Annotated in this window: 20 protein-coding genes and 1 tRNA gene; 16 read left to right on the forward strand and 5 right to left on the reverse strand. The window is 34.1% G+C overall.

The window, feature by feature from the left end; translation table 11 throughout:
• Window positions 1-22 precede the first annotated feature (22 nt).
• The 6 genes from P164_RS14625 to P164_RS14650 all read left to right on the forward strand — a co-directional run bounded on the left by P164_RS14625 (window position 23) and on the right by P164_RS14650 (window position 8,043).
• Window positions 23-1,864 (forward strand): M1 family metallopeptidase, encoded by a 1,842-nt coding sequence (locus P164_RS14625; RefSeq protein WP_035899880.1) that lies wholly within the window; start codon window positions 23-25, stop codon window positions 1,862-1,864.
• A gap of 125 nt (window positions 1,865-1,989) precedes the next feature.
• Window positions 1,990-4,563: a M1 family metallopeptidase gene (locus P164_RS14630; protein WP_028377077.1), complete on the forward strand. Its 2,574-nt coding sequence runs from the start codon at window positions 1,990-1,992 to the stop codon at window positions 4,561-4,563.
• An 84-nt stretch (window positions 4,564-4,647) separates the two neighbouring features.
• Entirely contained in the window at window positions 4,648-5,037 is a 390-nt protein-coding gene (gene rnpA / locus P164_RS14635) for a ribonuclease P protein component (protein ID WP_028377078.1), read from the forward strand.
• Window positions 5,038-5,108: 71 nt separating this feature from the next.
• Entirely contained in the window at window positions 5,109-5,924 is an 816-nt protein-coding gene (locus P164_RS14640) for a DUF4349 domain-containing protein (RefSeq protein WP_028377079.1), read from the forward strand.
• A 5-nt stretch (window positions 5,925-5,929) separates the two neighbouring features.
• A complete protein-coding gene (locus tag P164_RS14645; protein WP_028377080.1) occupies window positions 5,930-7,555 on the forward strand; it encodes a S41 family peptidase in 1,626 nt (541 codons plus the stop codon).
• 110 nt (window positions 7,556-7,665) lie between these two features.
• Entirely contained in the window at window positions 7,666-8,043 is a 378-nt protein-coding gene (locus tag P164_RS14650; RefSeq protein ID WP_028377081.1) for a hypothetical protein, read from the forward strand.
• A 46-nt stretch (window positions 8,044-8,089) separates the two neighbouring features.
• Here the strand turns inward: P164_RS14650 and P164_RS14655 are convergent, their stop codons facing one another.
• Window positions 8,090-8,533, reverse strand: a complete 444-nt coding sequence (locus tag P164_RS14655) for a GNAT family N-acetyltransferase (protein ID WP_028377082.1) — start codon at window positions 8,531-8,533, stop codon at window positions 8,090-8,092.
• Window positions 8,534-9,619: 1,086 nt separating this feature from the next.
• Here P164_RS14655 and rnr point away from each other — a divergent pair.
• Genes rnr through P164_RS14670 form a run of 3 tightly spaced genes read left to right on the forward strand, consistent with a single transcriptional unit; the run spans window position 9,620 to window position 13,329 of the window.
• Window positions 9,620-11,833 carry a ribonuclease R gene (gene rnr, locus P164_RS14660; protein WP_028377083.1) on the forward strand — a complete coding sequence of 738 codons (2,214 nt, stop codon included), beginning with the start codon at window positions 9,620-9,622 and terminating at the stop codon, window positions 11,831-11,833.
• Between the two features lie 59 nt (window positions 11,834-11,892).
• Window positions 11,893-12,564 carry a head GIN domain-containing protein gene (locus tag P164_RS14665; RefSeq protein WP_028377084.1) on the forward strand — a complete coding sequence of 224 codons (672 nt, stop codon included), beginning with the start codon at window positions 11,893-11,895 and terminating at the stop codon, window positions 12,562-12,564.
• A 48-nt stretch (window positions 12,565-12,612) separates the two neighbouring features.
• A complete protein-coding gene (locus tag P164_RS14670; RefSeq protein WP_028377085.1) occupies window positions 12,613-13,329 on the forward strand; it encodes a LysE family translocator in 717 nt (238 codons plus the stop codon).
• Window positions 13,330-13,428: 99 nt separating this feature from the next.
• Here P164_RS14670 and P164_RS14675 read toward each other — a convergent pair.
• Window positions 13,429-13,499 (reverse strand) — tRNA-Cys (locus tag P164_RS14675).
• A gap of 50 nt (window positions 13,500-13,549) precedes the next feature.
• Window positions 13,550-13,906 carry a dihydroneopterin aldolase gene (gene folB / locus P164_RS14680; protein ID WP_028377086.1) on the reverse strand — a complete coding sequence of 119 codons (357 nt, stop codon included), beginning with the start codon at window positions 13,904-13,906 and terminating at the stop codon, window positions 13,550-13,552.
• Between the two features lie 231 nt (window positions 13,907-14,137).
• Here folB and P164_RS14685 point away from each other — a divergent pair, with 231 nt between their 5' ends.
• The 4 genes from P164_RS14685 to P164_RS14700 all read left to right on the forward strand — a co-directional run bounded on the left by P164_RS14685 (window position 14,138) and on the right by P164_RS14700 (window position 17,364).
• Entirely contained in the window at window positions 14,138-16,168 is a 2,031-nt protein-coding gene (locus P164_RS14685) for a glutamine--tRNA ligase/YqeY domain fusion protein (RefSeq protein ID WP_028377087.1), read from the forward strand.
• A gap of 133 nt (window positions 16,169-16,301) precedes the next feature.
• The gene (locus tag P164_RS14690; RefSeq protein ID WP_028377088.1) at window positions 16,302-16,676 is read left to right on the forward strand and encodes a YtxH domain-containing protein; all 375 of its coding nucleotides are present in this window, start codon (window positions 16,302-16,304) and stop codon (window positions 16,674-16,676) included.
• A 6-nt stretch (window positions 16,677-16,682) separates the two neighbouring features.
• Entirely contained in the window at window positions 16,683-17,132 is a 450-nt protein-coding gene (locus P164_RS14695; RefSeq protein WP_051621367.1) for a hypothetical protein, read from the forward strand.
• Window positions 17,119-17,364: a DUF6327 family protein gene (locus P164_RS14700; protein ID WP_028377089.1), complete on the forward strand. Its 246-nt coding sequence runs from the start codon at window positions 17,119-17,121 to the stop codon at window positions 17,362-17,364. The genes P164_RS14695 and P164_RS14700 overlap by 14 nt, the downstream gene beginning before the upstream one ends.
• A 78-nt stretch (window positions 17,365-17,442) precedes the next feature.
• On the opposite strand, the gene P164_RS14705 is transcribed toward P164_RS14700, so the two are convergent.
• Both P164_RS14705 and gltX read right to left on the reverse strand, forming a co-directional pair.
• Entirely contained in the window at window positions 17,443-18,438 is a 996-nt protein-coding gene (locus tag P164_RS14705) for an SPFH domain-containing protein (protein ID WP_028377090.1), read from the reverse strand.
• 508 nt (window positions 18,439-18,946) lie between these two features.
• Window positions 18,947-20,461, reverse strand: a complete 1,515-nt coding sequence (gene gltX, locus P164_RS14710) for a glutamate--tRNA ligase (protein ID WP_028377091.1) — start codon at window positions 20,459-20,461, stop codon at window positions 18,947-18,949.
• Between the two features lie 271 nt (window positions 20,462-20,732).
• Here gltX and P164_RS14715 point away from each other — a divergent pair, with 271 nt between their 5' ends.
• From P164_RS14715 to mnmG, 3 genes are all read left to right on the forward strand, one after another.
• Window positions 20,733-24,161: a hypothetical protein gene (locus tag P164_RS14715; RefSeq protein ID WP_028377092.1), complete on the forward strand. Its 3,429-nt coding sequence runs from the start codon at window positions 20,733-20,735 to the stop codon at window positions 24,159-24,161.
• The gene (gene ybeY / locus P164_RS14720) at window positions 24,154-24,570 is read left to right on the forward strand and encodes an rRNA maturation RNase YbeY (RefSeq protein ID WP_028377093.1); all 417 of its coding nucleotides are present in this window, start codon (window positions 24,154-24,156) and stop codon (window positions 24,568-24,570) included. The genes P164_RS14715 and ybeY overlap by 8 nt, the downstream gene beginning before the upstream one ends.
• Before the next feature lie 77 nt (window positions 24,571-24,647).
• On the forward strand, window positions 24,648-26,525 hold the full coding sequence (mnmG, locus tag P164_RS14725; RefSeq protein ID WP_028377094.1) for a tRNA uridine-5-carboxymethylaminomethyl(34) synthesis enzyme MnmG: 1,878 nt from the start codon (window positions 24,648-24,650) through the stop codon (window positions 26,523-26,525).
• Window positions 26,526-26,550: the final 25 nt, after the last annotated feature.

Genomic DNA, 26,550 nt, shown 5'->3' on the forward strand with positions numbered 1-26,550 from the left:
AATTGGTAAAATCTAAATGAATATGAATTTAAAAGTTCTAATAAGTCTTTCTTTTTTAAGTGTTTTTGCTTTCGCGCAGGCACAAGACAATACGTCTTACTGGCAACAACACGTTGACTACAAGATGAATGTTGATATGGATGTGGATAACTACACTTATACCGGTACACAAGAATTGGTATATACAAACAATTCTCCAGATACATTAAGTCAGGTTTTTTATCATCTTTATTTTAATGCGTTTCAACCGGGAAGTGAAATGGATGTACGCTCTCTAAACATTAAAGATCCTGACGGAAGGGTTAAAGACCGTATTTCAAAATTAAAGCCAGACGAGATAGGGTTTTTAAAAGTTGATAAACTATCTCAAAACGGAACTCCCTTAACCTATCAAGTTGCAGGGACTGTTCTTGAAGTTAGCCTGGCAAAACCTATCGCACCAGGTGAAAGCACCACTTTTAATATGAATTTTAACGGGCAGGTGCCAGTACAGATACGCAGAAGCGGTCGTGATAACGCTGAAGGTGTAGCGCTGTCTATGACGCAGTGGTATCCTAAATTAGCAGAATATGACTTTGAAGGTTGGCACGCAGACCCCTATATCGCTCGTGAATTTCACGGCGTATGGGGAGATTTTGATGTTAAAATAACGATAGATTCAGAATACACTATAGGTGGTACCGGTAACTTACAAAACCCGGAAATAGGTCACGGTTATAATGAGCCGGGTCAAAAAGCGGTTAAACCTGTAAAGGGTAAATACACCTGGCATTTTGTAGCTCCTAATGTACACGACTTTGCTTGGGCAGCAGATCCTGATTATATACACGATAAATTAACCGCAGAAGATGGTACAGTACTTCATTTTTTCTATAAAGACGATAAAGAAATCATAGAAAACTGGAAAAAACTACAACCCAAAACAGCAGATTTATTAATGTACTATAACGAGCATATAGGTCCTTATCCTTATGATCAATATTCTGTGATACAAGGTGGTGATGGTGGTATGGAGTATGCGATGTGTACATTAATTACGGGCGGAAGAAATTTAGGCAGCCTTATAGGAGTTACTGCACACGAGTTTGCACATACCTGGTTTCAGTTTTTAATGGCTACAAATGAGCAAAAACACGAGTGGATGGATGAAGGTTTTACATCCTACATCTCTGATGAAGCAATGAACGTAGTTATGGATGAACAAAAACCAAATCCGCAGGCAGGAAATTACAATTCGTATTTTAGACTCGCTACAAGCGGCTTTGAACAGCCACAGACAACCTATGCAGACCGCTATGCTTTAAATGCAGCATACGGCGCTTCTGCATATTCTAAAGGTGCTGTGTTTATGGCACAACTAGGTTATATTATAGGCAAAGAGAATCTTGATAAAACCATTAAGAACTATTACAAAAACTGGCATTTTAAACATCCTATGCCTAACGATATTAAACGTGAGGCAGAGAAGGTGAGTGGTATGCAGTTAGACTGGTATCTTGTAGACTGGACGCAAACTACAAATACAATCGACTATGCGATTAAAAATGTAGAAGAAGTAGACGGTAAAACTCAGGTAACATTAGAGCGTAAAGGCCTTATGCCAATGCCTATAGATTTTTACATCAATACTACAGATGATACCAATGAAGCCTATTACATTCCGTTGAGAATGATGCGTGCAGAAAAACCTAATCCATTTCCAGAAATGAAGCGTACGCAACTGGAAGACTGGCCATGGGCAATGCCTACGTATACATTTACGATAGACAAACCGCTTTCAGAAATTAAAGCAATGACTATAGATGCACAACAATTATTGGCAGATATAGATAGGTCAAACAACAGCTGGACACAGACTGAATAGTTTCAGTTTTTAAAAAAGCTCTTAAAGCCGGTTCGTCTATTGAACCGGCTTTTTATATTCGGGTTGTTTATAATGTCTTCATTCAATTTTTCCGATATTTAAAATTATCAATGCTACCGTAATTTATGAAACGCTTCTCTTTACTTCTGTTACTAGTTATTACTTCAATTTCCTGTCAAAATAAAGATCAGGAAAACATTCTTCCTGAACCCGGAATTTCAAAAGATCTGGCAAATTTTCGCAAAGGGCAATTAAGTGATATCACCTACAATTTAGATTTAAGCATCCCTAAAAATCTTGAAGATTCAATACCTGCCAAATTAGAATTAGAAGTTACAATTCACGATACTTCAAGACCGCTTTATCTGGATTTTAATGTAAATGAAGGTCTTATAAATAGGGTAGTGGCAAACGGAACAGATGTCTCTATTCTACATAAAAATGAGCATTTAATTATTCCTTCAGAAAATCTTTTAGAAGGCTCTAATACATTTACAATAGACTTTATTGCCGGTGAACAATCACTTAACCGAAATTCAGATTTTTTGTACACACTTTTAGTTCCCGATCGTGCGAGTACGTTGTTTCCCTGTTTTGATCAACCCAATCTAAAAGCAAACTACATTCTAAAAATAACCGCGCCTAAAGAATGGGAAGTCTTGTGTGGTGCACCCGAAATTAGTACTAGCACAGCAGGCGATTTTACTACACATCAATTTGGAAAATCTGATAAGATGAGTACGTATCTTTTTTCTTTTGTAGTGGGTAAATTCAACACGGCAACTCAGAAGGTTGATGAGCTCAATATGAAAATGCTGTATCGGGAAACAGACTCCATTAAAATTGCAAACAGTTTAGATCCTATTTTCAAATTACATGCAGGAGCTGTAGACTTTCTTGAAGCTTATACTGCGCAAAAGTTTCCATTTCAAAAATTAGATTTTGCTTCAATTCCTATTTTTCAATATGGTGGGATGGAGCATGTGGGCGCTATTCAGTACAAAGAATCTTCATTGTTTCTAGATCATACAGCCACTGAAAATGATAAACTGGGACGCGCAAAACTTATTGCTCACGAGACTGCGCATATGTGGTTTGGTGATTTGGTAACGATGAACTGGTTTGATGATGTTTGGATGAAAGAAGTATTTGCAAATTTTATGGCAGATAAAATTGTAAATCCTGCATTTCCCGATGTAAATCACGATTTACTTTTCGTGCTCAATCATTATCCCGGTGCTTATAGTGAAGACCGTACACAGGGTGCAAACCCCATACGACAGCAACTAGATAATCTTAAAAATGCAGGTTCTTTGTATGGCGGTATTATTTATCATAAAGCACCTATTATGATGCGCCAGTTAGAACTTGCTGTTGGAGAAAAAAAGTTTCGTGAAGGCATACAAGAGTACATAAAAACCTATGCAAATGACAATGCTGTTTGGGACGATCTGGTAGGTATACTCGATGCTAAAACCACAATAGATCTTAACAAATGGAGTGACGTCTGGGTAAATCAAAGCAATCGACCTGTATTTACAGATAGTATTGTTTATAACGCGCAGAACGAAATAAAATCATTTATACTCTCACAACATGCCGAAGATAACACAGATAAAATATGGCCTCAGACCTTTAAAATAGGACTGGTTTACGCAGATTCTACGCATAGCATTACGGCAACAGTTGCAGGTGCAAAACTTAATCTAAAGAGCGCGCAAGGTTTACCAAAACCATTACAAATCATTTATAACTATGACGGAATGGGTTATGGTATTTTTCCGCAAGCGGAAGAAGCGCTAACACAAATTCCTGAAATTACAGATGTTGTTGCCCGTGGTTATAGTTACATTAACAGTTATGAAAATTTGCTTAATGGAAGTATTGCACCATCTTCAGCTTTTAAACTGTTTAAAGAAGGAATAAAAACCGAAACAAATGCCTTAATTCTGCGTCAAATTACCAGTAAAATGGAAAGTTTATATTGGACCTATTTTGATGATTTACAACGGGAAGCTCATCAAAAAGAATTAGAAGATTTAGTGTACACCCAGCTCCAACAAGACTTACCCGCAAATATTAAAAAGACCTTATTTGGCCTGTTTAACAGTATTGCTTATTCTAAAACCGGTAAAGAAAGGTTATATGCTATTTGGGATAAGAAGATTGAAATAAAAAATCTAAAACTCAATGAGGATGATTATACCGCAATGGCTATGAATCTGGCAGTATATAATCACGAGAATAGAGCAACTATCTTAAAAGAAGCCGAAGCTTCAATTACAAACCCTGATAAAAAAGTACGTTTTGAGTTTTTGCTACCCGCATTGGCCGCAGATACCACAACTCGCAATGCATTTTTTGAAGGTTTAAGAAATTCAAAAAATAGGGAAAAAGAATCCTGGGTGATTTCTGCTTTACATTATATAAACCATCCGTTACGTCAGGAAGATGGACTCAAAAATTTAGAAACTTCGCTAGAATTGCTAGAAGAGATTCAATTAACGGGAGATATTTTCTTTCCTAAAAACTGGCTAAACGCAACAATAGGAAAGTATTCTTCTGCTGAAGCATACCAAATACGCGAGGCATTTTTAGCTGCACATCCTAACTTAAATCCGGTTTTAAAAAGCAAATTATTACAAGCTACAGATGATCTTGACCGTGTGCAAAAGATGCGTAAAACCATAAAAAACTAGAAGGCAAAAGCTTAAGAATATATCTCTGTAGTATATAAGTTAGCTATATTTACACCTCAAATCCTTTCGCCGAATGGCAAAAAAATGAATCAAACTTTCCCTAAAAAAGAACATTTAAAACGTAAAAAACTCATTGATCTTCTCTTTAAAGAAGGTCAAAAAGTGAGTTCATATCCCTTGTTGCTTTTTTATACTAAAGCACCACTTTTCGAAGAAGGAATAAACATACAAGCTGGGGTTTCTGTTGCTAAGCGTAATCATAAATTAGCAGTTACCCGCAATCGCTTAAAGCGATTGATGCGAGAAGTTTATCGCAAAAATAAAACTGATTTTCAAACAAATGAGGGCACATTTGCGTTTATGTTTATTTACACGGGACGAGAAGTATTGACCTACTCAGAAATTGAAAAGGCTATGTTGAAGTTGATCTCAAAATTTAATACTAAAGAGAATCGACCTTTAGAAAATAGGTAGCTTAGTAGAGTGCGTAACCGCAATTTTGAGAGTATTTGAACTACTTGTTATTATAAACTAAAATATAGGTTATGAAGATTCTAGGCTTTACGTTGCTGAGTTTAATGTATATGTGCGGTTCTCCTTCTAGCGAGGTTGAAAATATAGGAGCAATGCATATCGAAAATGATGTATATGCTGATGAGCAACCGGCTCCTAATTTGCAAGTAGCTAACATCGAACAAAAAATCATTAAAACGGGAAGAATACGCTTTGAAACGCAAGATCTGATACAAACACGCACTCAGGTTTTGAAAGCTGTAGAAGCTTCAAACGGCTATGTACAAAATGAGAATTCGGGTAAAGATTATTCTGGAAATTTTCAAGAGTTAGAACTGCGTATTCCTACTCAGAATTTTCAGAAAGCACTAGATTTAATAAGCGATAGTGTAGCTTTTTTTGATGAAAAATCTATTTCAAGACGTGATGTAACCGAAGAATTTATAGATCTAGAAGCCCGTCTTAAAGCTAAACGAGAACTAGAAATGCGTTATCTCGATTTATTGAAAAAAGCAAATTCGGTAAAAGATATTTTAGAAATAGAACGAGAACTTTCAGTAATACGAGAAGAGATTGAGTCTAAACAGGGTCGTCTAAATTACTTATCAAAACAGGTTTCGTACAGCACTTTAACCGTTAACTTTTACAAGATTTCGGTTGAAAATGGAATTACAAAATCGTACGGTTCTAAAATTGTACAGGCAATAAAAGGCGGTTGGCAGGGTATTTCTACCTTTTTACTGGGTCTCATTTATATTTGGCCGTTTATTATTATTTTAATGGTGGCTATCTTTTTATTACTAAGATGGCAAAAAAGAAATGCTAAAAAGAGAAATTCATCAATATAGAATTTATGAGAAAGAGAATATTGGTTTCGGTAACCGCAGTGGTAATTTTATTTACAACAGTTAGTTTTAAGAGTGATTTTTTTGAGATTGCTAAGCAGATTGAAATATTTACCACCTTGTTTAAAGAGCTTAACATGAATTATGTTGATGAGGTAAATCCGTCAAAATTAATGGACGCTGCCATAGAAGGTATGCTTTCTGAACTGGACCCGTATACAAAGTATTGGACCGAGCAGGAGGTTGAAGATGCCCGTATTAATAACACCGGAGAATATACCGGTATAGGTGCTTCAGTAATTTCAAAAGACAAAAAAATTATCATTCTGGAAGCTTATAAGGACTATCCGGCAGATAAAGCCGGTTTAAGAGCGGGTGACGAACTTATTAAAATAGGAGATATAACTATTGCAGATTTTAATGCTGATGCGGGTGATTTACTGCAAGGTGCTCCGGGAACTTCGATTCCTATTTCTTTTAAACGCCAGGGTACTTTAAAACAAACAACTCTTAAACGGGAAGAAATTGATATTAAAGCCGTACCCTTTTACACCTTAATTGATGGAAGTATAGGTTATGTTGTTTTATCTAAATTCAATAAAAAAGCTTCTTCAGAAACTGCAGATGCAATAAAACAATTAAAAAATGAAGGGGCTACTTCTATAATTCTTGATTTAAGAGGAAACCCCGGAGGTTTATTAACAGAAGCTATTAATGTTAGTAACTTGTTTATTCCTAAGGCACAGATTATTACCACTACAAAATCTGTTATTGAGAAATACAATCAGGAATACCGCACACCTAATGATCCTCTAGATGTTGAAATACCTGTTGCTGTGTTAATAAATGGCCGTAGTGCATCTGCCAGCGAGATTGTTTCGGGTTCTTTACAAGATTATGATCGTGGTGTTATTGTAGGAGCCAGAAGCTTTGGTAAAGGTCTTGTACAGCGTCCTAAAGAACTAACCTATGGTACGCAGTTAAAAGTTACAATCTCCAGATATTATACACCTAGTGGTCGTTGTATACAAGCACTTGATTACTGGAACCGTGATGATCAGGGTAATGCGATACGTACTAACGTTGCAGATTATAATGAGTTTAAAACAAGAACGGGAAGAACGGTTTATGATGGTGGTGGAGTATTACCCGATATTGAGGTAGAGTCTGCAAAATTAAGCGCGATTACTGAAGCTTTATTAATGGACCAGGCAATTTTTGACTTTGCTACAGACTATTTCTACAAGCATAATTACGATAACTTAGAAGATTTTAAATTTACCAGTGCAGACTATACAGCTTTTAAAACTTTTCTTGAACAAAAAGGATTTACATACCAGACGCAAACTGAAAAAGATTTAGAAAAATCATTTCTTACGGCAGAAAAAGATAACCTTCAAAAAGAAATTAGTACTCAATATGCTGGTCTTATGAAGTCTATAGATACTGCTAAAAAACAACAACTAGATTCTAAAGAAAAAGAGATTTCTAATTTAATCATAGATGAACTTGTAAAGCGGTATTTCTATAAAGAAGGTTTGTATAAATATCAAATTAAACATAATGAAGAGATCGCAGAAGCTATTTCAATATTAAAAGATACGAAGCGCTATTCGAAGATTTTGAATAAGTAAAAGACACTATTATTCAATAATTAGTACTAATTTCAGTATTTTAACAATAATACATAAGGGTTTAACCCTATCTTAAGATTATTAACAATTTCATTTAGTATCTTCTGTTTATGATAACTATAGATAAGGATACCGATAAGAACACTGAAATTTTAGGAACTGCAATTAGCTATTTAGAAGATAGAGGATTTGAAAATATAAAGGCCGATACAGAGGGCTTTGAGAGCCCAAAATCTTATATTAAACGAGGTAGCGAAGTATCAATCACACCAGATATTGTTGCAGAGCGCGATGGTGAAAAACACATTTTTGAATTGAGCTTGAAATCTAAAAAACCGAGACTTTTAAAATCTAAATGGCTTTTTCTTGATGTTTTAAGCGATATGAAGAAATTTAAATTTAAAATTCTTACAACTCGTGGGCATTATAAATTTACAGACGAGATGTTAGACAGTATTAGCTTAAATAAAACACCGGTCAAGATTTAATTGCACCATATATAACAAAACTAGAAACCGCCAAAAGGCGGTTTTTTTATTTAGTTCTAAGCATTTTAATATGGGGAATGTTATCTTCTAAATAGCCCTCACCAACTTCAACAAAACCAAGTTCATTATAAAATTTCTTGAGATACTTTTGTGCAGAAATTTGAATAATGTTTATCACAAAGCGAGATTCTAACTCGTTTATAGAGGCTTGCATAATTAACTTACCATACCCATATTTACGTTGATCCTGTTTGGTAAGAACACGGCCTATACTGGCCTCATCAAAATAGTTTCCTTTGTTGAAAATTCGCGTATAGGCAACTAACTCTTTATCTTTATAACCCATTACGTGGATAGCTTTTTGATCTTTATCATCTATATCCTGATACACACAATCTTGCTCAACTACAAAAACGGCAGAGCGTAATTGCAACAATTCGTAAAGCATATGTATGTCAAGCTGATTAAATTCTAGTATTCTAATTTCCATAGTTTATAGTTCGTTTTCCTAAGTATAGTGCAATTTTCAAATTTTAAAATATTTGTACCCCTTTTTTTGCTTTTAAAAAATTTGAAACTAGCAATTAGAATTAAGGTTGAATATAAAAGTTTATATAGGTACTGATTTAGAAAATACCGAAAAATATCTCTTTGTTTAATTAAATATTAGGTGATAGGATCACTAAAGATTATTTGTTAATAGTGTTACCGCAAAATTACTTTGAAATAGTGCGCGTTAACAAGAACATTATTGTAAATACACTTAATATTCAATGAGTTAACATTTAGTTAACATGACTGTTCATAAGTTGTCATCAAAAAAGTAAAATGAAAATTGCTTTATAATTAAAAAAAAACAAAGCAGAACATGGGTAATACCATGCAAGTAAATCTTCCTATTTTTTGTATTCACTTTATGAGCAATCAAAAAGGTTATTTTTAATAAATGTTAGTAAAAACTTATCTAAAATTTTCATTTAATTAGGGTTATCAACAATTGTTAACAGCTACTTAAATTACCTTGATAATCAAAGGATTTAAGTTGTATAATGATACTCATAATACGTTTACAACTACCCATAATTAATAAAGCAAGAAATATATACCTAAACTTATACCGCTATTAACAGACTATAATAACAATCAGATTTTATTTAAATTTTAAAAAAGAAATATGATTATTATATATATTGTTAACATCTAAAATTTCAGAAAAAAAAAGAGCTCCTATTATGGAGCTCTTTTCTTATAATTTAAAAATTGATATTTAGAATTGTGAATTTACGTACGTAAATACGACTATTATGCCAAGTATAAATATACTTAGAAATAAGATTAGAATTTTGTTCTTCTTGATACTGAGTATCTTCATAGGTTTACTAAGAATTCATTTAGGTGTAAAATTAAGTTAATTTTAACAACTGGAAACTATTATAGATTAAGAATTGGTTACCAAACGATTAAATAAGGATTTTAGGAAGCTTATTCCACTAAGATTAACTTAAAGTTCACGTAATAGCTCCTTTAGTTTCAGCTAATAACCCTAATTTTACGAATATTAAATACAAAGCATTGAATGCCAAATAAAAAAAGAAGAAGACCCACTACACAAATTGCTGACCTTTCTCAGAAAATACTTAAAATTCTAAAAAGAGAACCCGGTAAGTTATTCAACCATAAACAAATTGCTGCTAAGCTTCAGGTAGATGATCCTAACAGTCGCAATGAGATTGTAAAAGAACTATCACAACTCACAGCTAAAAAGCATGTAGAAGAAAAAGAACGCGGAAAATTCAGTTTTAACGCTTCCTCGCATTACCATACCGGTAAACTCGATTGTACTTCAAAAGGTGATGGTTATGTTATAGTTGAAGGTATGGAACAGGATATTTACATTCCTAAAAATAATATGAATAAAGCCTTAAATGGCGATACGGTTAAAGTTTACGTTTATAAACAACGTAGAAGTAAAAAACACGAAGGAGAAATAGTAGAGGTAATAGAGCGTAAAACAGAGGAGTTTGTTGGCGTGATACAAATGCAAAAAAGCTTTGCCTTTGTAAATACCTCTGCAGAAGGAAAAATGCGTACCGATATTTTTGTTCCTAAAAACAAAATAGGGGACGCTAAAGATGGTGAGAAGGTTCTTGTGAAAATTGAAGACTGGCCAGAAAAAGCAGATTCTCCTTTTGGTCGTGTAATACAAGTTCTGGGAATGCCCGGTGAGCACAATACCGAAATACATTCTATTCTTGCTCAATATGGTTTACCTCACGATTTTCCTAAAGAAGTAGAAGAATACGCAAATAATATTGATACCAGTATAAAAGAGGAAGAGATTAAAAAACGTCGCGATATGCGTGATGTTTTGACGTTTACGATAGATCCTAAAGATGCAAAAGATTTTGATGATGCATTAAGCTTTCAAAAGTTAGAAAATGGCAATTATGAGGTAGGAATTCATATTGCAGATGTATCGCATTATGTAGTTCCCGGTACCATTTTAGATGATGAGGCTTATGAGCGTGCAACATCGGTTTATCTGGTTGATCGCGTTGTACCTATGCTTCCTGAAATTTTATCAAATAATGCCTGTTCTTTACGACCTAATGAAGAGAAGTACACCTTTTCTGCAGTTTTTGAATTAGATAAATCTTCAGGAAAAGTCTTAAATCAATGGTTTGGGCGTACTGTAACATATAGCGATGCACGTTTTGCTTATGAAGAGGCCCAACAAATCATAGAAACCCGGGAAGGTAATATACCTGCTGAAGTTTCTATCACCGGTAAAGAATATACTTCGCCAGATTCTATTGTAGAAGCAACTTTAGAATTAGATAGATTAGCAAAAATTATGCGTAAACAGCGTATGAAAAACGGCGCAATCTCATTTGATAAAGTTGAAGTAAAATTTAATTTAGATGAAGATAATGAGCCTGTAGGCGTATTCTTTAAAAGTTCTAAAGATGCTAACAAGCTTATTGAAGAATTTATGCTACTTGCAAATAAAAAAGTTGCAGAGTTTATAGGTAATCAATCTCCAAAAAAGACCTTTGTTTATCGTATTCATGATGAACCTAATGATGAAAAACTGGCTGCGTTACAAACAATTGCAGGAAGATTTGGTTACAAAATGAATTATAAAGATCGTAAGAGTACTACAGCATCTTTAAATAATTTACTAAGCGATGTAGCCGGTAAAAAAGAACAAAATCTTATAGATACCTTAACGATACGTACTATGAGCAAAGCGGTTTATAGTACAGATAACATAGGTCACTACGGTTTGGCTTTTGATTATTACTCGCATTTTACTTCACCTATAAGAAGATATCCCGATGTAATGGTACATCGTTTATTACAGCATTACCTAGATCAGGGTAAATCTGCAAATGAAGAAGAGTATGAGCAAAAATGTAAGCACAGTAGTGATATGGAATATCTTGCAACAAGTGCTGAGCGTGACTCTATTAAATACATGCAGGTCAAATTTATGCAAGATCATAAAGATGAGATATTCTTAGGTGTTATATCTGGTGTTACAGAATGGGGTATTTACGTAGAGATTATAGATAATAAATGTGAGGGTATGATACGCTTGCGTGATATTAAAGGTGATCACTATGATTTTGACCAGGAGCAGTATGCTATTGTAGGCAGAAAATCAAAGCAAACAATCACTTTGGGCGATGAAGTTTATGTTAAGGTTAAAGAGGCAGATTTAGTTAAGAAACATCTTGATTTTACATTAATTGGCACAAAAGCCGAATACGAAAGTAAAGCTAAATAACTTTTTAAAGTGTAACAATTCATAATTCCGTTTGTCTTTAGATTACAAATTTAAACAGTATGAAAAATTTAATTGTGTTGTTAGTATTGCTAACGGCGGGTGCTATTAATGCACAGGATAATGTAAAAAATATAGGTGACTTTACAGAGGTTAAAGTCTTTGACCGTATGCGGGTTAACCTTATAAAATCTTCTGAAAATAAGGTTATTTTAAAAGGAAAGGATACTGAAAATATTGAACTTATTAACAGTGATGGTGTCTTAAAAGTGCGTATGAACCTAGAAAAGATTTTTGACGGTAATGAGACCTTTGTAGAAGTTTATTACAATAATCTAAGGGTAATCGATGCAAATGAAGGTGCCCGTGTAGAAGTTAATGAGCTATTAGAGCAGAGCAGAATTGAAATACGCGTACAGGAAGGTGCTCTAGTTAAAGCAGGTCTGGATGTTGAATTTGCAGAAATGCGTGCAGTAACCGGTGGTATTATTACAGCTAAAGGTTCTGCAGAAAAGCAAAATGTAGAAATAAATACAGGTGGTATTTTTGAAGGAAAATCTTTAGAAACTACAGATACAATCTTACGTATACAAGCAGGAGGAGAGGCAGATATATTTGCACGTAGAACAGCTCAAATTAAGATCCGTGCCGGAGGTGATGTTACCGTTTATGGTAATCCTACCGAAGTTATAAAAGATAAGTTTATAGGGGGTCGTATTGACGTCGTGAAGTGATTAAAGTCAATTTAGTTACTTTTGTAGCATAATGATTTTAAAATCCTAATGCTACAAGATTTCTACTCTGCCATACCTCTCGGTTTTTTACTTGCCTTTCTCGTAGGACCGGTATTTTTTGTATTGCTAGAAACAGCTGCTTTAAAGGGATTTAGAGCGGCTTTTATTTTTGATATAGGCGTCGTTGTTGCAGATATTACATTTATTCTCATTGCTTATTTTAGCACAAATCAACTTCTTGCAAAATTAAAAGATGATCCCGCACTTTTTATTTTTGGAGGTATGCTCCTGGCTATGTATGGTGTTATTTCTTTTTTAAGAGTAAAAAATAATAAACTTGAAGACGACGAGCATCCTACTGTGGTTATGAGTAAACGTAATTATCTAGGCCTTATGGTTAAAGGTTTTTTACTCAATTTTATAAACATAGGTGTACTCGGTTTTTGGTTAGTAATTTTAATATCTGCTGGTCCTGCTTTAGATATGAATTCAGATCGTCTTCTTATTTTCTTCGCAGGTATTTTAGGTACTTATTTATTAACTGACGTCTTTAAAATTCTTCTTGCAAAAAAATTAAGAAGTAAGCTTACACCCACACGAATCTCTATTATTAAAAGAAGTATTAGTGTTTTGATGTTTGTTTTTGGATTAATATTAATTTCTAAGGGAATGTTTCCTGCAAAGATTGAGCAAATTGAAAAGCGAATAGAAGAGATTGCTCCAGAGGGTCAATTTAATATTAATGGTGACTCAATTACTTTATAATTAACTTTATACCTATCCCGAAGTTTTGGGATTACGGCTATAACATTTTCATAAATTGTAGAATAAAAAAAGACCCTTCACTATGAAGGGTCTTTGTTGAGGTGTCGAGCGGATTCGAACCGCTGTAGCAGCTTTTGCAGAGCTGAGCCTAGCCACTCGGCCACGACACCTTTTTGAATCGGTGTGCAAATTTAAGGTTTTTCTTTAGATATGAAAGCGATTATTGCTTTTTAGTCATAGAAACCCCTACAGAAGCAACATCTCCTCCTATGGGAGGGTTGATTTTTCGTACGGTTACCGTTGCTTTTTGAAGTTCATAAATTTCTTTAAATGAGCGATCTAAAATACGTTGACATACATGTTCAAGAAGCTTTGAACGTTCTGCCATTTCCTCTTTAATTATTTTATTTAAATGCACATAATCTACAGTGTCACTAAGGTTATCTGTATTTGCAGGCGTTTTTAAATCTGTTTTTATTTTTAAATCTACATAGTAATCAGAACCTATTTGGCCTTCTTCAATAAGGCAGCCATGATAGGCATATACTTTTACTTTATTCAGTTTTATAATTCCCATAAGGCTTAAATAGTTTAATCGTTTTTTAAATAACTATTTATTTAAATAATTTCAATAGAATACATTTAATTGTACTAGTTATTATATCTAAAAACGCTATATACAGTGGTAAAGATATTATTTCTGATTAATTGAAAGGCTAGAATTAGGCTGCTTTAAATAGAATACTTTAAACGCTCTTAGACGTGTATTTTTAGTAATTTTACACCTTCATACAGCACAGATTATACAATGGCAGAAGATTATGTAGCGCTCAATTTTTTAGAGCAAATAGTAGAAGAGGATATTAATAACGGATTTTCAAAAGAAAAACTGCGTTTTAGATTTCCACCAGAGCCTAATGGCTATTTACACATAGGTCACAGTAAGGCCATCTGTATAAGCTTTGGTCTTGGAGAGACGTATAATGCGCCTGTAAATCTTAGATTTGATGATACTAACCCATCTAAAGAAGAGCAGGAATATGTAGATGCTATTCAGGAAGATATTAAATGGTTAGGCTATACCTGGGATAAAGTTTGTTATTCTTCAGATTACTTTCAGCAATTGTATGATTGGGCAGTTCAGCTAATTAAAGAAGGTAAAGCGTATATAGACTCTCAGTCTAGTGAGGCCATGGCCTTGCAAAAAGGAACGCCAACAGAACCTGGTACAAACAGTCCGTATAGAGATCGTTCGGTAGCAGAAAATCTCGAGCTTTTTGAAGGTATGAAACGTGGTGATTTTGCTGAAGGTGTACATATACTTCGTGCAAAAATTGATATGAAATCTCCTAATATGTTATTAAGGGATCCCATTATGTATCGCGTTATTAACAAAGCACATCATCGTACCGGTACTGCATGGAATATTTATCCTATGTACGACTGGGCACATGGTGAGAGTGATTACCTGGAGCAAATTTCACACAGTTTATGTTCATTAGAATTTAAGCCGCACAGACCACTATACGAGTGGTTTGTAGATAATATTTATACAACTGGTGTTAAGCCAAAACAACGCGAATTTGCACGGTTGAACCTGAGTTACACCATTATGAGTAAGCGTAAGTTGCTTAAACTTGTTGAAGAAGGTATTGTAAGCGGCTGGGATGATCCAAGAATGCCTACAATTTCTGGTTTGCGCAGAAGAGGTTATACACCGGCTTCTATACGTAATTTTATAGATACAGTAGGGGTTGCAAAGCGTGATAATGTAATTGATGTTTCTTTACTTGAGTTTAATATTCGGGAAGATCTCAATAAAACAGCTCCTCGTGTAATGGCTGTTTTAGATCCTGTTAAACTTATAATAGATAATTATCCTGACGATCAAGTAGAATGGCTTGATGCCGAAAATAATCAGGAAGATGAGAGTGCAGGTTTTAGAAAAGTACCTTTTTCTAAAGAACTTTACATTGAACGAGATGATTTTAAAGAGTCTGCAAATAGTAAATATTTTAGGCTTAGTCTAGGTAAAGAAGTTAGATTAAAGAATGCCTATATCATCAAAGGAGAATCTGTAGTTAAGGATGCTTCTGGTACCATTACAGAAATTCACTGTACATACGATCCAGACTCACAGAGTGGAAGTGGTACAGAAGCGAGTTTACGCAAGGTTAAGGGTACATTGCATTGGGTTTCAATAGAACATGCCATTAAAGCAGAAATACGTCTTTACGATCGTTTATTTAATCACGAGTCTCCAGATGGTGATAAAGAGGTAGATTTTATGCATTACTTAAATCCAGAATCTTTAGAAGTTATAACTGGTTATTTAGAACCAAGCCTTAAAGATGTTAAGCCTTTAGATATTTTTCAATTTCAACGTATGGGATATTTTAACGTAGATAAAGAAAGTACTACAGAAAAACTCATTTTTAATAAAACGGTAGGATTAAGAGATACGTGGGCAAAAGCTGAATCTAAAGTGGCAAACCCTACTCAACAGAAAACTGCACCTGTTAAGCAAATACCACAACTTCCTGCTTTAAATGAAATTAAAAAAATAGGTAAAAAATTAGGTCAGTTGCCTGATGAAAAGCGTTTAAAAAGTGTTTCTCAAATACAGGAATTGGCTAAAAATGTTGACTTTGAAGAATTAAAAGAGTTGTTTAATACTTCAGCAAAAAAGATAGGTACCCGTTTAGCTGTTTTAGAAACTTTAATAGTACTTATTAAAACAGAAAAAGTATCTAGTAATCAAATTGATGTAGCCACTTATCTTGAAGAAATGAAAACTTCTGGTGACAGTCTTTTAGAACAAGCGGTTGAGAAACTCTAATTTTAAGCTGAGTATTCTGAATATATGCTTTTTTTAGCATTACTTTAAGGTTAACAGTCGATTTATTAACCGGTTATTAACGGAGATTAGCATTAAACAATACTAATTTTGATTGTAACAAAAATCTATAACCATGTCAAAAACAGGAAATACCATTTTAGCACTTATAACAGGAGCAGCAATAGGAGCGGGATTAGGCTTATTATATGCACCGGAAAGTGGTGATAAAACCAGAAAGAAAATTTCTAAAAATGCTAAAGAAGCAAAGAAGAAATTAGAGCAACAGATTAATGAAACTTCAGAAAATCTTACTGCATCAGCTAAACAAGCTAAAAAGTCATTTGATGCTAAATTAGAAGATACGCTAAAAACAGCAAGTACTAAGGCAGATGATATTTTAGTAACTATGGAGCGTAAATTAGAAGAGCTTAGATCTAAAAATGCTAAGACAGCTAATAAAGTGGTTGATGAAGTTAAAGATATAGATGTTCCAACCGCAAAAGTATAAGCGGTAATGTCTATATTCAACATTTCAAAACATATAAATACAGTAGCAGATGATGCTAAAAAGTATCTAGATAGTAGTATTGAATTTTACAAACTAGATCTTTTTAAAAAATCTATGAGTGGTGCCGTTTCACTAGTAAATTTATTAGTTACAGGTAGCATCTTTATGATTTTTATCCTTTTTGTTTCGGTTGGATTAGCAATTATAATTGGCGAGTCTTTAGGTAGCGTAAGTTATGGTTACTTTATAATGGGTGGCTTTTATTTACTTGTTTTTTTACTCTACCGTACTTTTGGGAAACCTATCATTACAAAAATTGTTCTTACTAAGTATTCTAAGATCTTTTTTCACGATGATGACGATATACAGGTAAGTGAACAGTTTAAACAAGCTGAAACCCCTGCTACATACAATCAAAATTTAGAACCAATACGCGAGGCTCATGAAAGTTTATAAATCTTTTTTAGAAATAGAACATGATTTAAAAGTACTTAAACTTCAGAATCAAATAGATCGCGAGCAGGTAAAATTGAGCTTAAACGATGTTAAGACCTCATTTTCGCCAGTTTCTATGATTGCTGGTACTGTAGGAGCCATTGCTCAAAAAACATTAGTTCTTAAGGTAGTTAATTCTATTTTAGGAGTAAAACGCGTTAAGGTTAAAAACGTAGAGGGACAAGATGATTAATAAATCTTGTGTTGAAAATAGAAAGCCTCAGATATTTGTATCTGAGGCTTTTTTTATACTTCTTAATGACAGCAAATTTTAAATCGTGTCATCATCAAAATTAGAATCGTAACCAGATTCTGGTCGTGGTTTTTTAACCTTTTTCTTAGGTAGAATACCATTGGCTTCATTCTTCTTTTTCATTTCTTCACCTATTTGGTTTGAAGCTACAAAACTGGCAATCATGTTATTCAACATTTCACTGCCTGCCTGTGGTGAATTAGGCATAAGAATTAAGTTTGAATTTGTATTCTCACCTACAGATTGTAACGTATCATAATGTTGGGTTACCACTATTAGAGCAGAAGCTTCCTGAGAGTTTATACCCACGTTATTTAAAACCTCTACAGACTCTTCTAACCCCCTTGCAATCTCTCTACGCTGGTCTGCTATACCTTGACCCTGTAAACGCTTACTTTCGGCCTCTGCGCGCGCCTTAGCAACTATTTTAATACGTTCTGCTTCTGCCTCATACTCTGCGGCAACTTTCTCACGTTCTGCTGCATTAATACGGTTCATAGCAATTTTTACCTGCTGATCTGGATCTATATCTGTAACAAGTGTTTTTATAATATCATAACCATAATCTGTCATCGCTTGATTCAATTCACTTTTTACGGCAATAGCAATATCATCTTTACGTTCAAAAACATCATCGAGTTTCATTTTAGGAACTTCAGAACGTACTACATCAAATACGTATGAAGTGATTTGATTTTGAGGATCTTCTAACTTGTAGAAGGCATCATATACATTAGTCTTTACTACCTGAAATTGTACCGAAATTTTTAAACGAACAAATACATCATCCTTAGTTTTTGTCTCAACAATAACATCTAATTGCTGAATTTTTAAATTAATACGACCGGCTATTTTATCTATTAGCGGTATTTTAAGTTGAATACCAGAGTTACGCACACTGGTAAATTTGCCAAAGCGCTCTATTACTGCAGCTGTTTGCTGTTTAACCATAAAGACTGCAGAAATTAAAATGATTAATCCTATAAAGAGGATAACGGGTAAAAAGTAAGTCATAGTTATTTTTTTAGTTATATCTCAAAATGAGAGACTTATTAAAAATACAATACATATGTCTTGTATTTGATAAAATTGTAACGCTTTTGAAAACACTATTTTACATTTTAATATAAAATTTAATCTTTAATGTATTACTTCAGAATTTAAATATTGTCAAATGCTGCGCAGTTTATTGAAATTTTTCATTTTTATACATAAGGGAATTAATTTCTAAGAGCTTTAAAAAACTCTACTGAATATCCATAGAACTTTAAAATTAGGTAGGTGAGCGTTACAGAATAGGTATTCTGAGCCAGATTATATTTAGCTTTAGGATAAAACTAGCGAGAAAATCTCACTAATGATTTTACTAATTATAATAGTAATTACTAGTTATAACTTTGTATTCTAGTTTTAGATATTAATAAGATTTGACAAATCCTGTTAATAGTTAAGTGAAGAGTTTTTAAAAAAGAAATCCCCGTAGCTATTTTTTAATTTAATACTTACGGGGATAGTTTTCTATTTATAATTTTTCAATTGCAAAACGTATTCGCTCTAGTGTACGCGCTTTACCTATAGTTTCGGCAATCATAAATACATCTGGTCCAGACATAGATCCTACTAAACTAATTCTAAAAGGCTGCATTACTTTACCAAAACCTAAACCTTCATTTTGAATCCATTCTTTAATGTTAGCTGATAAATTTTCAGCAGTAAAATCTTCAGTATCATTAACGATTTTAGAAACAGTGGTCATGATTTCTGCGGTGTCTTCTTTCCAGGCTTTTTTAACGGCTTTCTCGTCATAATTTTCTGGTCTTTCAAAGAAGAAATTTCCTTGTTCCCATAAATCTGCAACAAATACTGCACGTTCTTTAACCAGATGAATCACTTGTTCAACATAATCATCTTTAAACTCCAGATTTTTTTGAGCGAGAATTTTTTGTAATCCAGCTACCAGAGAAGCATCAGAAGCGATATGTAATTGCTGCTGCTGAAACCATTTTGTTTTTTCAGGATCAAATTTTGCTCCTGATTTATGTACACGTTCTAAGTCGAAATCCTGTATTAGCTCTTCCAGTTTATATATTTCTTTTTCAGTACCGGGATTCCATCCTAAAAACGCAAGCATATTTACTACAGCTTCAGGTAAATAACCATCTTCTCTATAACCAGCCGAAACATCATTTGTTTTAGGATCTTTCCATAGTAATGGAAAGACAGGAAAGCCCATTTTATCCCCATCACGCTTGCTTAATTTACCTTTTCCTACCGGTTTCATAATTAAGGGGAGATGTGCAAATTGAGGTGCATCCCAGCCGAATGCGCGGTATAGTAATACATGTAGCGCCATAGAGGGTAACCACTCTTCACCACGTATAACGTGTGAAATTTCCATTAAGTGATCATCAACAATATTTGCTAAATGGTAGGTAGGCATTCCGTCTGACTTAAACAATACCTTGTCGTCTAATAAACTTGTATTTACTTCAACAGTACCGCGAATGATATCTTCTAATTCTAAAAGCTCGCTTTCAGGACATTTAAATCGAATAACATAGTCTTCACCTGCATCTATTCGCTTTTGTGTTTCTTCTGAAGAAAGATTTAAAGAGTTATCCAGTTTATTGCGGTTGTGCCAGTTGTAGATAAAGGTTTTGCCTTGTTCTTCGTGGTTTTTACGATGCTCATCTAGGGCTTCAGAAGTATCAAATGCATAATAAGCATCACCTGAAGCGATTAATTTTTCAGCAAAAGCAAAATATTTATCCTTGCGTTCACTTTGTCTATACGGGCCGTAACCTGCTTCTTTGCCTGGGCCTTCATCATAAGGAATACCGCACCAGTTAAGAGCTTCGATTATATAGTTTTCTGCGCCTTCTACATAACGGTTTTGGTCTGTATCTTCAATGCGAAGAATGAAGGTTCCTTTATTTTTTTTTGCAAAAAGATAATTATAAAGTGCAGTGCGCACACCTCCTATGTGTAGAGGTCCTGTGGGGCTTGGTGCAAAACGCACACGTACATTGTTAGACATAGTAAAAATTTAGGCTGCAAAGGTACTCAATCTTAATAAGTGTAGCACCAGATCTGTTACATGTTGCTTTCTAATTAAATTGGGATTTTTAATATCTTGTCTGATGGTTTTGGGCCTTAAGTTGTATACTAGTGTGTTGAGTTTTTTAGAATTATAACTGAAAAAAGTAAGATGCAGTACACTATTAAAGCTTTAAAATTAAGCCCAATTAACTAAAATATAATGGCGTAGTTTTAGTTATTAGAAAATTAGCTAGTAAAAGAGGTAGGTTGTGGAAGCTTTAGAGAAAAAAATAGAAAATTTTATTAGTAAATATTACAAGAACGAACTTTTAAAAGGATTCTTGTTTTTTATAGCAATAGGGCTCACCTATCTTTTGCTTGTATTGGCAATTGAATATTGGTTATGGTTAGGACGCTGGGGTAGGGGATTTTTATTTTGGTCATTTGTAGGCATCGAATTGCTGCTTATTTTCAGATTTATTCTCATACCGGTTTTTAGATTGTTTAAACTTTCTAAGGGTATAGATTATACCAGGGCTTCTACACTAATAGGTAATCATTTTCCTGAAGTTCGTGATAAATTAAAAAACACCCTTCAGCTCAAATCTTCTGCAAATGATTCAGATTTAGTGCAGGCAAGCATACTTCAAAAAAGCAAGGAATTAGAGCCTATACCATTTTCTCTTGCTATAAATTATAAAGCAAATGCTAAGTATATTAAATATGCTTTAATACCGGTTCTTATATTTCTAGCCATTAGTTTTAGTAAAACTTCAGACTTTTTTGGGAGTAGTGCCAAGCGGGTTTTAAATTATTCTACTGAATATACTCCGCCGGCACCATTTAATTTTATAATTCTTAATGAAGAACAAACCGTTATTGAAGGTCGTAATTTTGAAATTTTAGCAAAAGTTGAGGGGTCAGAAATTCCGGAAGAATTAACTATAAATATTAACGACGTCACTTATTTTATGAAAAATAGGGGAGGCGGGGTTTTTGCATACACGGTAGAACAGCCTTCAGAAGATTTAAATATTTCTTTTTCAGGAAATGGGTTTTCATCGGGCTCTTATAAATTTCCGCTGGTACACATTCCAGTAATTAGTTCTTTTAATATGCGTTTAAAGTATCCGGGTTATTTAAAAATGCAAAATCAGATAGTTTCTAATACAAGTTCAATTACAGTTCCTGAAGGTACACAGGTCGATTGGTTACTAGAAGCTAATAATACATCACAAATTGACTTTATTAGTGATACGCTTATAAATGCTTTTAAATTTCAGGATGATATTTTTAAATTTTCAAAAACAATTTTTAATTCAATAGAATATAAAATTGCAACGAGCAATAAGCAATTGAAGAATTATGAAGAACTGAGTTATAGCATTCAGATCACTAAAGATGCATACCCAGATCTTCTTTTAAAATCAAAAAAAGATACTTTGGGTAGTAATCAAACTTATTATCAGGGTTTTGTATCTGATGACAATGGTTTATATGACCTAAAATTAGTTTATTATATTAAAAATCAAATAATTAATAAAAAGTCAATCCCAATTTCGATAGCAAAAGCAACGGTAGATCAATTTTATGTTTCTTTTCCTGGCAAATTAAATCTCGAAGAGGGTGTAGCCTATAATTATTACTTCGAAGTGCGTGATAATGATGCCATTCACAACTACAAGGCAACTCAATCTGAAATTCAAAATTTTCAATCGCTAACGCGTACTCAGTCTATTAATAAGCAATTAGAATTACAACAAAACAGTATTCAGGGTTTAGATAAATCTATTCAAAAAATTGAGGAGCAGCAGAAAGATTTAAAAGAACTACAAGATTTACAAAAGGAAAAAAACAAACTTGATTTTAATGACAAACGCAAGTTGAACTCTTTTTTAGAACGGCAAAAGGAACAGGAGCAGATGATGAAAAATTATTCTGAAAAATTGAAGAATAGCCTTAACGAGTTAGATAAATTAAATGAGAAATCGAGTCCGGAAAACGAACTTCTGAGAAAGCGTATAGAGAAAAATGAAGAACAACTCAAGGAGCAAGAAAAGCTATTAGAAGAATTGTCTAAGCTTCAAGATTTGATGAATGATGAAGAACTGAAAGAGAAGTTAAATAAAATGTCTAAGAATAGTAAAAATTCTAGCAAAAGTATGCAACAGCTCTTAGAGCTGACTAAGCGTTTTTATGTACAAACTAAAGGCGAACGCCTCGCAAGACAACTTCAAGAAACCGGAGAAGAGCAGATTAAAGAAGGTCAAAAATCTGAAGAACCATTAAAGGAAAATCAAGAAAAATTAAATAAGGAATTTGAGGAATTCAAAAATTCTTTTGAGGAATTAAAGAAAGAAAATGATGCTTTAAAACAACCGCTCGATATACCAGAAGATAAAAATCTTGAGAAGGAAATAGATAATGATCAAAAAGGAGCGCTTGAACAAATGCAAAAACCCGCTAGCGCAGAATCTTCAAAAACCACTAAAGAAAAACAAAAGAGCGCAGGAAAGAAAATGAAGCAATTGGGTAGTAAGTTGCAAGATAAATTTTCTTCTGCTGGGGGAGGTGGTGCGCAACAACTTGAAGAAGATGTTGAGATGTTAAGGCAAATTCTAGATAATCTGGTTGTTTTTTCTTTTGATCAGGAAGACTTGATGTATAAATTTAAAGCGATTAATAATGCTAATCCTGCTTTCTCAAAACATCTAGTAAAACAAAATGTATTACGTGATAATTTTAAGCATATCGACGATAGTCTTTTTGCTTTATCGCTTAGAAATCCTTTATTAGAAGAGGATATAAATAAAGAGCTTACAAATATTACTTTTAGTCTTGACCAGGCGCTTGACCGTTTATCAGATAACAATGTAAATATGGGCGTTGTAAGTGAACGCTATGTTGTAAGTTCATCAAATACTTTGGCTGATTTACTCTCAAATATTTTAGATAATATGCAAGGGCAATTATCGCTTTCATTAGGTCAAGGATCCAGTGGCATGCCGATGCCTATTCCTAAACCTGGAGGTCAGGGATCTGGTAAGCAATTAAGTGATATTATTATGTCTCAGAAGGAGCTTTCTGAGAAATTGGGAGAACAATCTGGTCAAAAAGGCGATGGCGACAAAGGTAAATCTGGCAAAGGTAAATCTGGCAAGGCTGATGGAGAAGGTGATGCTCAGCAAGGTGGTAGTGGAGAAGGTTCTGGCTCTGGAGGTGAAAAGGGTAAAAGCTCAAATGGGGGGAAGGGAGATAATGAAAACGACGCAAAATCTGTAAGTGAAGGCGAGCTTGCACGACAATATGAGATTTATAAACAACAGGAAGAGATTAGAAACAGATTACAGGATTTAATAAATAAAGAAGATCTCAAAAGTGAAACTACACGGATTTTAAAAACGATAGAGCAAGTAGAGTCAGATTTATTAAACGGTAATTCAGCGCAGGCAAAAAAGAGAATGAGTGATGTCATTCAACAGTTTCTTAAGTTAGAAATTGCTGAACAGGAACAAGACAAAGATACTAAGCGGGAAGCTGAGGGTACGACTAAAGAATTTATTAATTCTGCTAACAGTATTATCCCTGAAAGCCGTAATTATTTTAATACTAAGGAGCTTCTGAATAGAGATCAACTTCCCTTAAACGGAATCTATAAAAACAAGGTTAAAGAATATTTTAAACAAGATAATGATTGAATTTGATAGTCAGAATGATTTCAGTTTAGATCTGGAAGAACAAACGCGTAATTGGATCAAAGCTACAGCCCTTAAAGAATCCTACGGGATTGAAATGTTGGAATATGTTTTTTGTTCAGACGAGTATTTGTTACAAATTAATGAGCAGTTTTTAAAGCACGATACATTTACAGATATAGTCACTTTTGACTATACTGAGAACAAGCTTTTAAATGGTGAAATGTATATAAGTACAGATCGTGTTGCAGAAAATGCCGAAACTTTTGGCGTGAGTTTTAATACAGAATTAAGGCGTGTAATAATACATGGCCTGTTACACATGTGTGGTTACGGTGATAAGACTGATGAGGAAAAAGTGGTTATGCGGGCTAAAGAAGATTTCTATCTTAACCTTTGGCCGGTAGAATAACTGCTGCTAGGCACTTAATTTTTAGTATCTTTGCGCCCATTTTTAAGGAAGTATAATTAAATGTTTCACGTGGAACAATGAGTTTTTTTGATCAAATATATGATGTAATTGTAGTAGGTGGAGGTCACGCTGGTTGTGAGGCTGCTGCTGCCGCTGCAAATACCGGAAGCAGTACGCTGCTAGTGACGATGAATTTGCAAACTATTGCTCAAATGTCGTGTAACCCTGCAATGGGTGGTATCGCTAAGGGCCAGATTGTGCGTGAAATTGACGCAATGGGAGGTTATAGCGGTATTGTTTCAGATAAAACTGCTATACAGTTTAAGATGCTAAATAAGAGCAAAGGTCCTGCAATGTGGAGTCCCAGAGTACAAAGCGACCGTATGCGTTTTGCAGATGAATGGCGTCTAATGTTAGAGCGCACACCTAATCTTGATTTTTATCAGGAAATGGTAAGTGGTCTTTTAATGGATGGTGATCGAATAGGCGGTGTATTAACTTCCCTGGGGATCGAGATTAAAGCAAAATCTGTAGTTCTTACTAATGGTACTTTTTTAAATGGTTTAATACATATAGGAGATAAACAATTTGGAGGTGGTAGAGCAGGGGAGCGTAACTCAAAAGGAATTACAGAACAACTAGTAGATTTAGGTTTTGAATCGGGTAGAATGAAAACCGGAACACCACCTCGGGTTGATGGTCGTAGTCTTGATTTTTCAAAAATGATTGAACAACCTGGGGATCTAAATCCGCAGAAATTTAGTTATAGTAACGTTACAAAACCACTTACTAAACAGCGCTCATGCCAAATGAGTTATACTAGTCTTGAAGTACATGATTTACTTAGGGAAGGTTTTGATAGGTCACCTATGTTTAACGGTCGTATAAAAAGTACCGGGCCTCGATATTGCCCTTCAATTGAGGATAAAATAAATCGCTTTGCAGATAAAGATCGTCATCAGTTATTTGTTGAACCCGAGGGTTGGGATACGATAGAATATTATGTAAATGGTTTTTCTACGTCTTTACCTGAAGAAGTTCAATTTAGAGCATTGCGTAAAGTAGCAGGTTTTGAAAATGTAAAGTTTTTTAGACCGGGTTATGCTATAGAATATGATTATTTTCCGCCTACCCAATTAAAACACACTTTAGAAACTAAAGTAGTATCAGGACTATATTTTGCAGGTCAAATTAATGGCACTACCGGTTATGAAGAAGCCGCATCACAAGGATTAATGGCAGGTATAAATGCAAGTTTGAAAGTGCAGGAACGTGACGCTTTAATTTTAAAAAGAGATGAGGCCTATATTGGTGTTTTAATTGACGATCTTATTACTAAGGGAACTAAAGAACCGTATCGCATGTTTACTTCGCGTGCAGAATATAGAACCTTGTTAAGACAGGATAATGCAGATAGTAGACTTACTCCGCTTGCGCACAAAATAGGTTTAGCAAGTGATGAGCGTATGCGCACTTTAGAGCATAAAGAACAAGAAGCGCAAAATCTTGTTGACTTTTTCAATATAACAAGTATTACACCAGAAGAGGCAAATCCTGTTCTTGCTGAAAAAGGAACTTCTCCTATGAAGCAATCAGACAAGATGGTAAAAATATTCAGCAGACCTCAAATTGAGCTTTCAGATATGTTGAGTTTTGCTGATGTTAAAAATTATGTGGAGACAAATAATCTGGATATTGAAGTTTTAGAACAGGCAGAAATCCGTGTTAAATATGCCGGGTATATTGCTAAAGAAAAAGCAAATGCAGATAAACTTCAGCGTTTAGAGAATATTAAAATTCCAGATGGTTTTGACTATTCTAAGCTTAAGTCATTATCCTTTGAAGCTCGTGAAAAATTGACAAAAATTCAACCTACAACTATTTCTCAAGCATCACGTGTAAGTGGTGTTTCTCCGAGCGACATTTCAGTAATGTTAGTTTATATGGGACGTTAATTTATAGTTCCACGTGAAACAATCT

Origin of the sequence: Leeuwenhoekiella sp. MAR_2009_132 (assembly GCF_000687915.1) — a bacterium.
Lineage (GTDB): Bacteria > Bacteroidota > Bacteroidia > Flavobacteriales > Flavobacteriaceae > Leeuwenhoekiella.

What these genes read in the sequence shown, in the direction of transcription:
- P164_RS14625 (WP_035899880.1), top strand. Translation starts at nt 23, where the DNA reads ATGAATTTAAAAGTTCTAATAAGTCTTTCTTTTTTAAGTGTTTTTGCT.
- P164_RS14630 (WP_028377077.1), top strand. Translation starts at nt 1,990, where the DNA reads ATGAAACGCTTCTCTTTACTTCTGTTACTAGTTATTACTTCAATTTCC.
- rnpA (WP_028377078.1), top strand. Translation starts at nt 4,648, where the DNA reads ATGAATCAAACTTTCCCTAAAAAAGAACATTTAAAACGTAAAAAACTC.
- P164_RS14640 (WP_028377079.1), top strand. Translation starts at nt 5,109, where the DNA reads ATGAAGATTCTAGGCTTTACGTTGCTGAGTTTAATGTATATGTGCGGT.
- P164_RS14645 (WP_028377080.1), top strand. Translation starts at nt 5,930, where the DNA reads ATGAGAAAGAGAATATTGGTTTCGGTAACCGCAGTGGTAATTTTATTT.
- P164_RS14650 (WP_028377081.1), top strand. Translation starts at nt 7,666, where the DNA reads ATGATAACTATAGATAAGGATACCGATAAGAACACTGAAATTTTAGGA.
- P164_RS14655 (WP_028377082.1), bottom strand. Translation starts at nt 8,533, where the DNA reads ATGGAAATTAGAATACTAGAATTTAATCAGCTTGACATACATATGCTT.
- rnr (WP_028377083.1), top strand. Translation starts at nt 9,620, where the DNA reads ATGCCAAATAAAAAAAGAAGAAGACCCACTACACAAATTGCTGACCTT.
- P164_RS14665 (WP_028377084.1), top strand. Translation starts at nt 11,893, where the DNA reads ATGAAAAATTTAATTGTGTTGTTAGTATTGCTAACGGCGGGTGCTATT.
- P164_RS14670 (WP_028377085.1), top strand. Translation starts at nt 12,613, where the DNA reads ATGCTACAAGATTTCTACTCTGCCATACCTCTCGGTTTTTTACTTGCC.
- folB (WP_028377086.1), bottom strand. Translation starts at nt 13,906, where the DNA reads ATGGGAATTATAAAACTGAATAAAGTAAAAGTATATGCCTATCATGGC.
- P164_RS14685 (WP_028377087.1), top strand. Translation starts at nt 14,138, where the DNA reads ATGGCAGAAGATTATGTAGCGCTCAATTTTTTAGAGCAAATAGTAGAA.
- P164_RS14690 (WP_028377088.1), top strand. Translation starts at nt 16,302, where the DNA reads ATGTCAAAAACAGGAAATACCATTTTAGCACTTATAACAGGAGCAGCA.
- P164_RS14695 (WP_051621367.1), top strand. Translation starts at nt 16,683, where the DNA reads ATGTCTATATTCAACATTTCAAAACATATAAATACAGTAGCAGATGAT.
- P164_RS14700 (WP_028377089.1), top strand. Translation starts at nt 17,119, where the DNA reads ATGAAAGTTTATAAATCTTTTTTAGAAATAGAACATGATTTAAAAGTA.
- P164_RS14705 (WP_028377090.1), bottom strand. Translation starts at nt 18,438, where the DNA reads ATGACTTACTTTTTACCCGTTATCCTCTTTATAGGATTAATCATTTTA.
- gltX (WP_028377091.1), bottom strand. Translation starts at nt 20,461, where the DNA reads ATGTCTAACAATGTACGTGTGCGTTTTGCACCAAGCCCCACAGGACCT.
- ybeY (WP_028377093.1), top strand. Translation starts at nt 24,154, where the DNA reads ATGATTGAATTTGATAGTCAGAATGATTTCAGTTTAGATCTGGAAGAA.
- mnmG (WP_028377094.1), top strand. Translation starts at nt 24,648, where the DNA reads ATGAGTTTTTTTGATCAAATATATGATGTAATTGTAGTAGGTGGAGGT.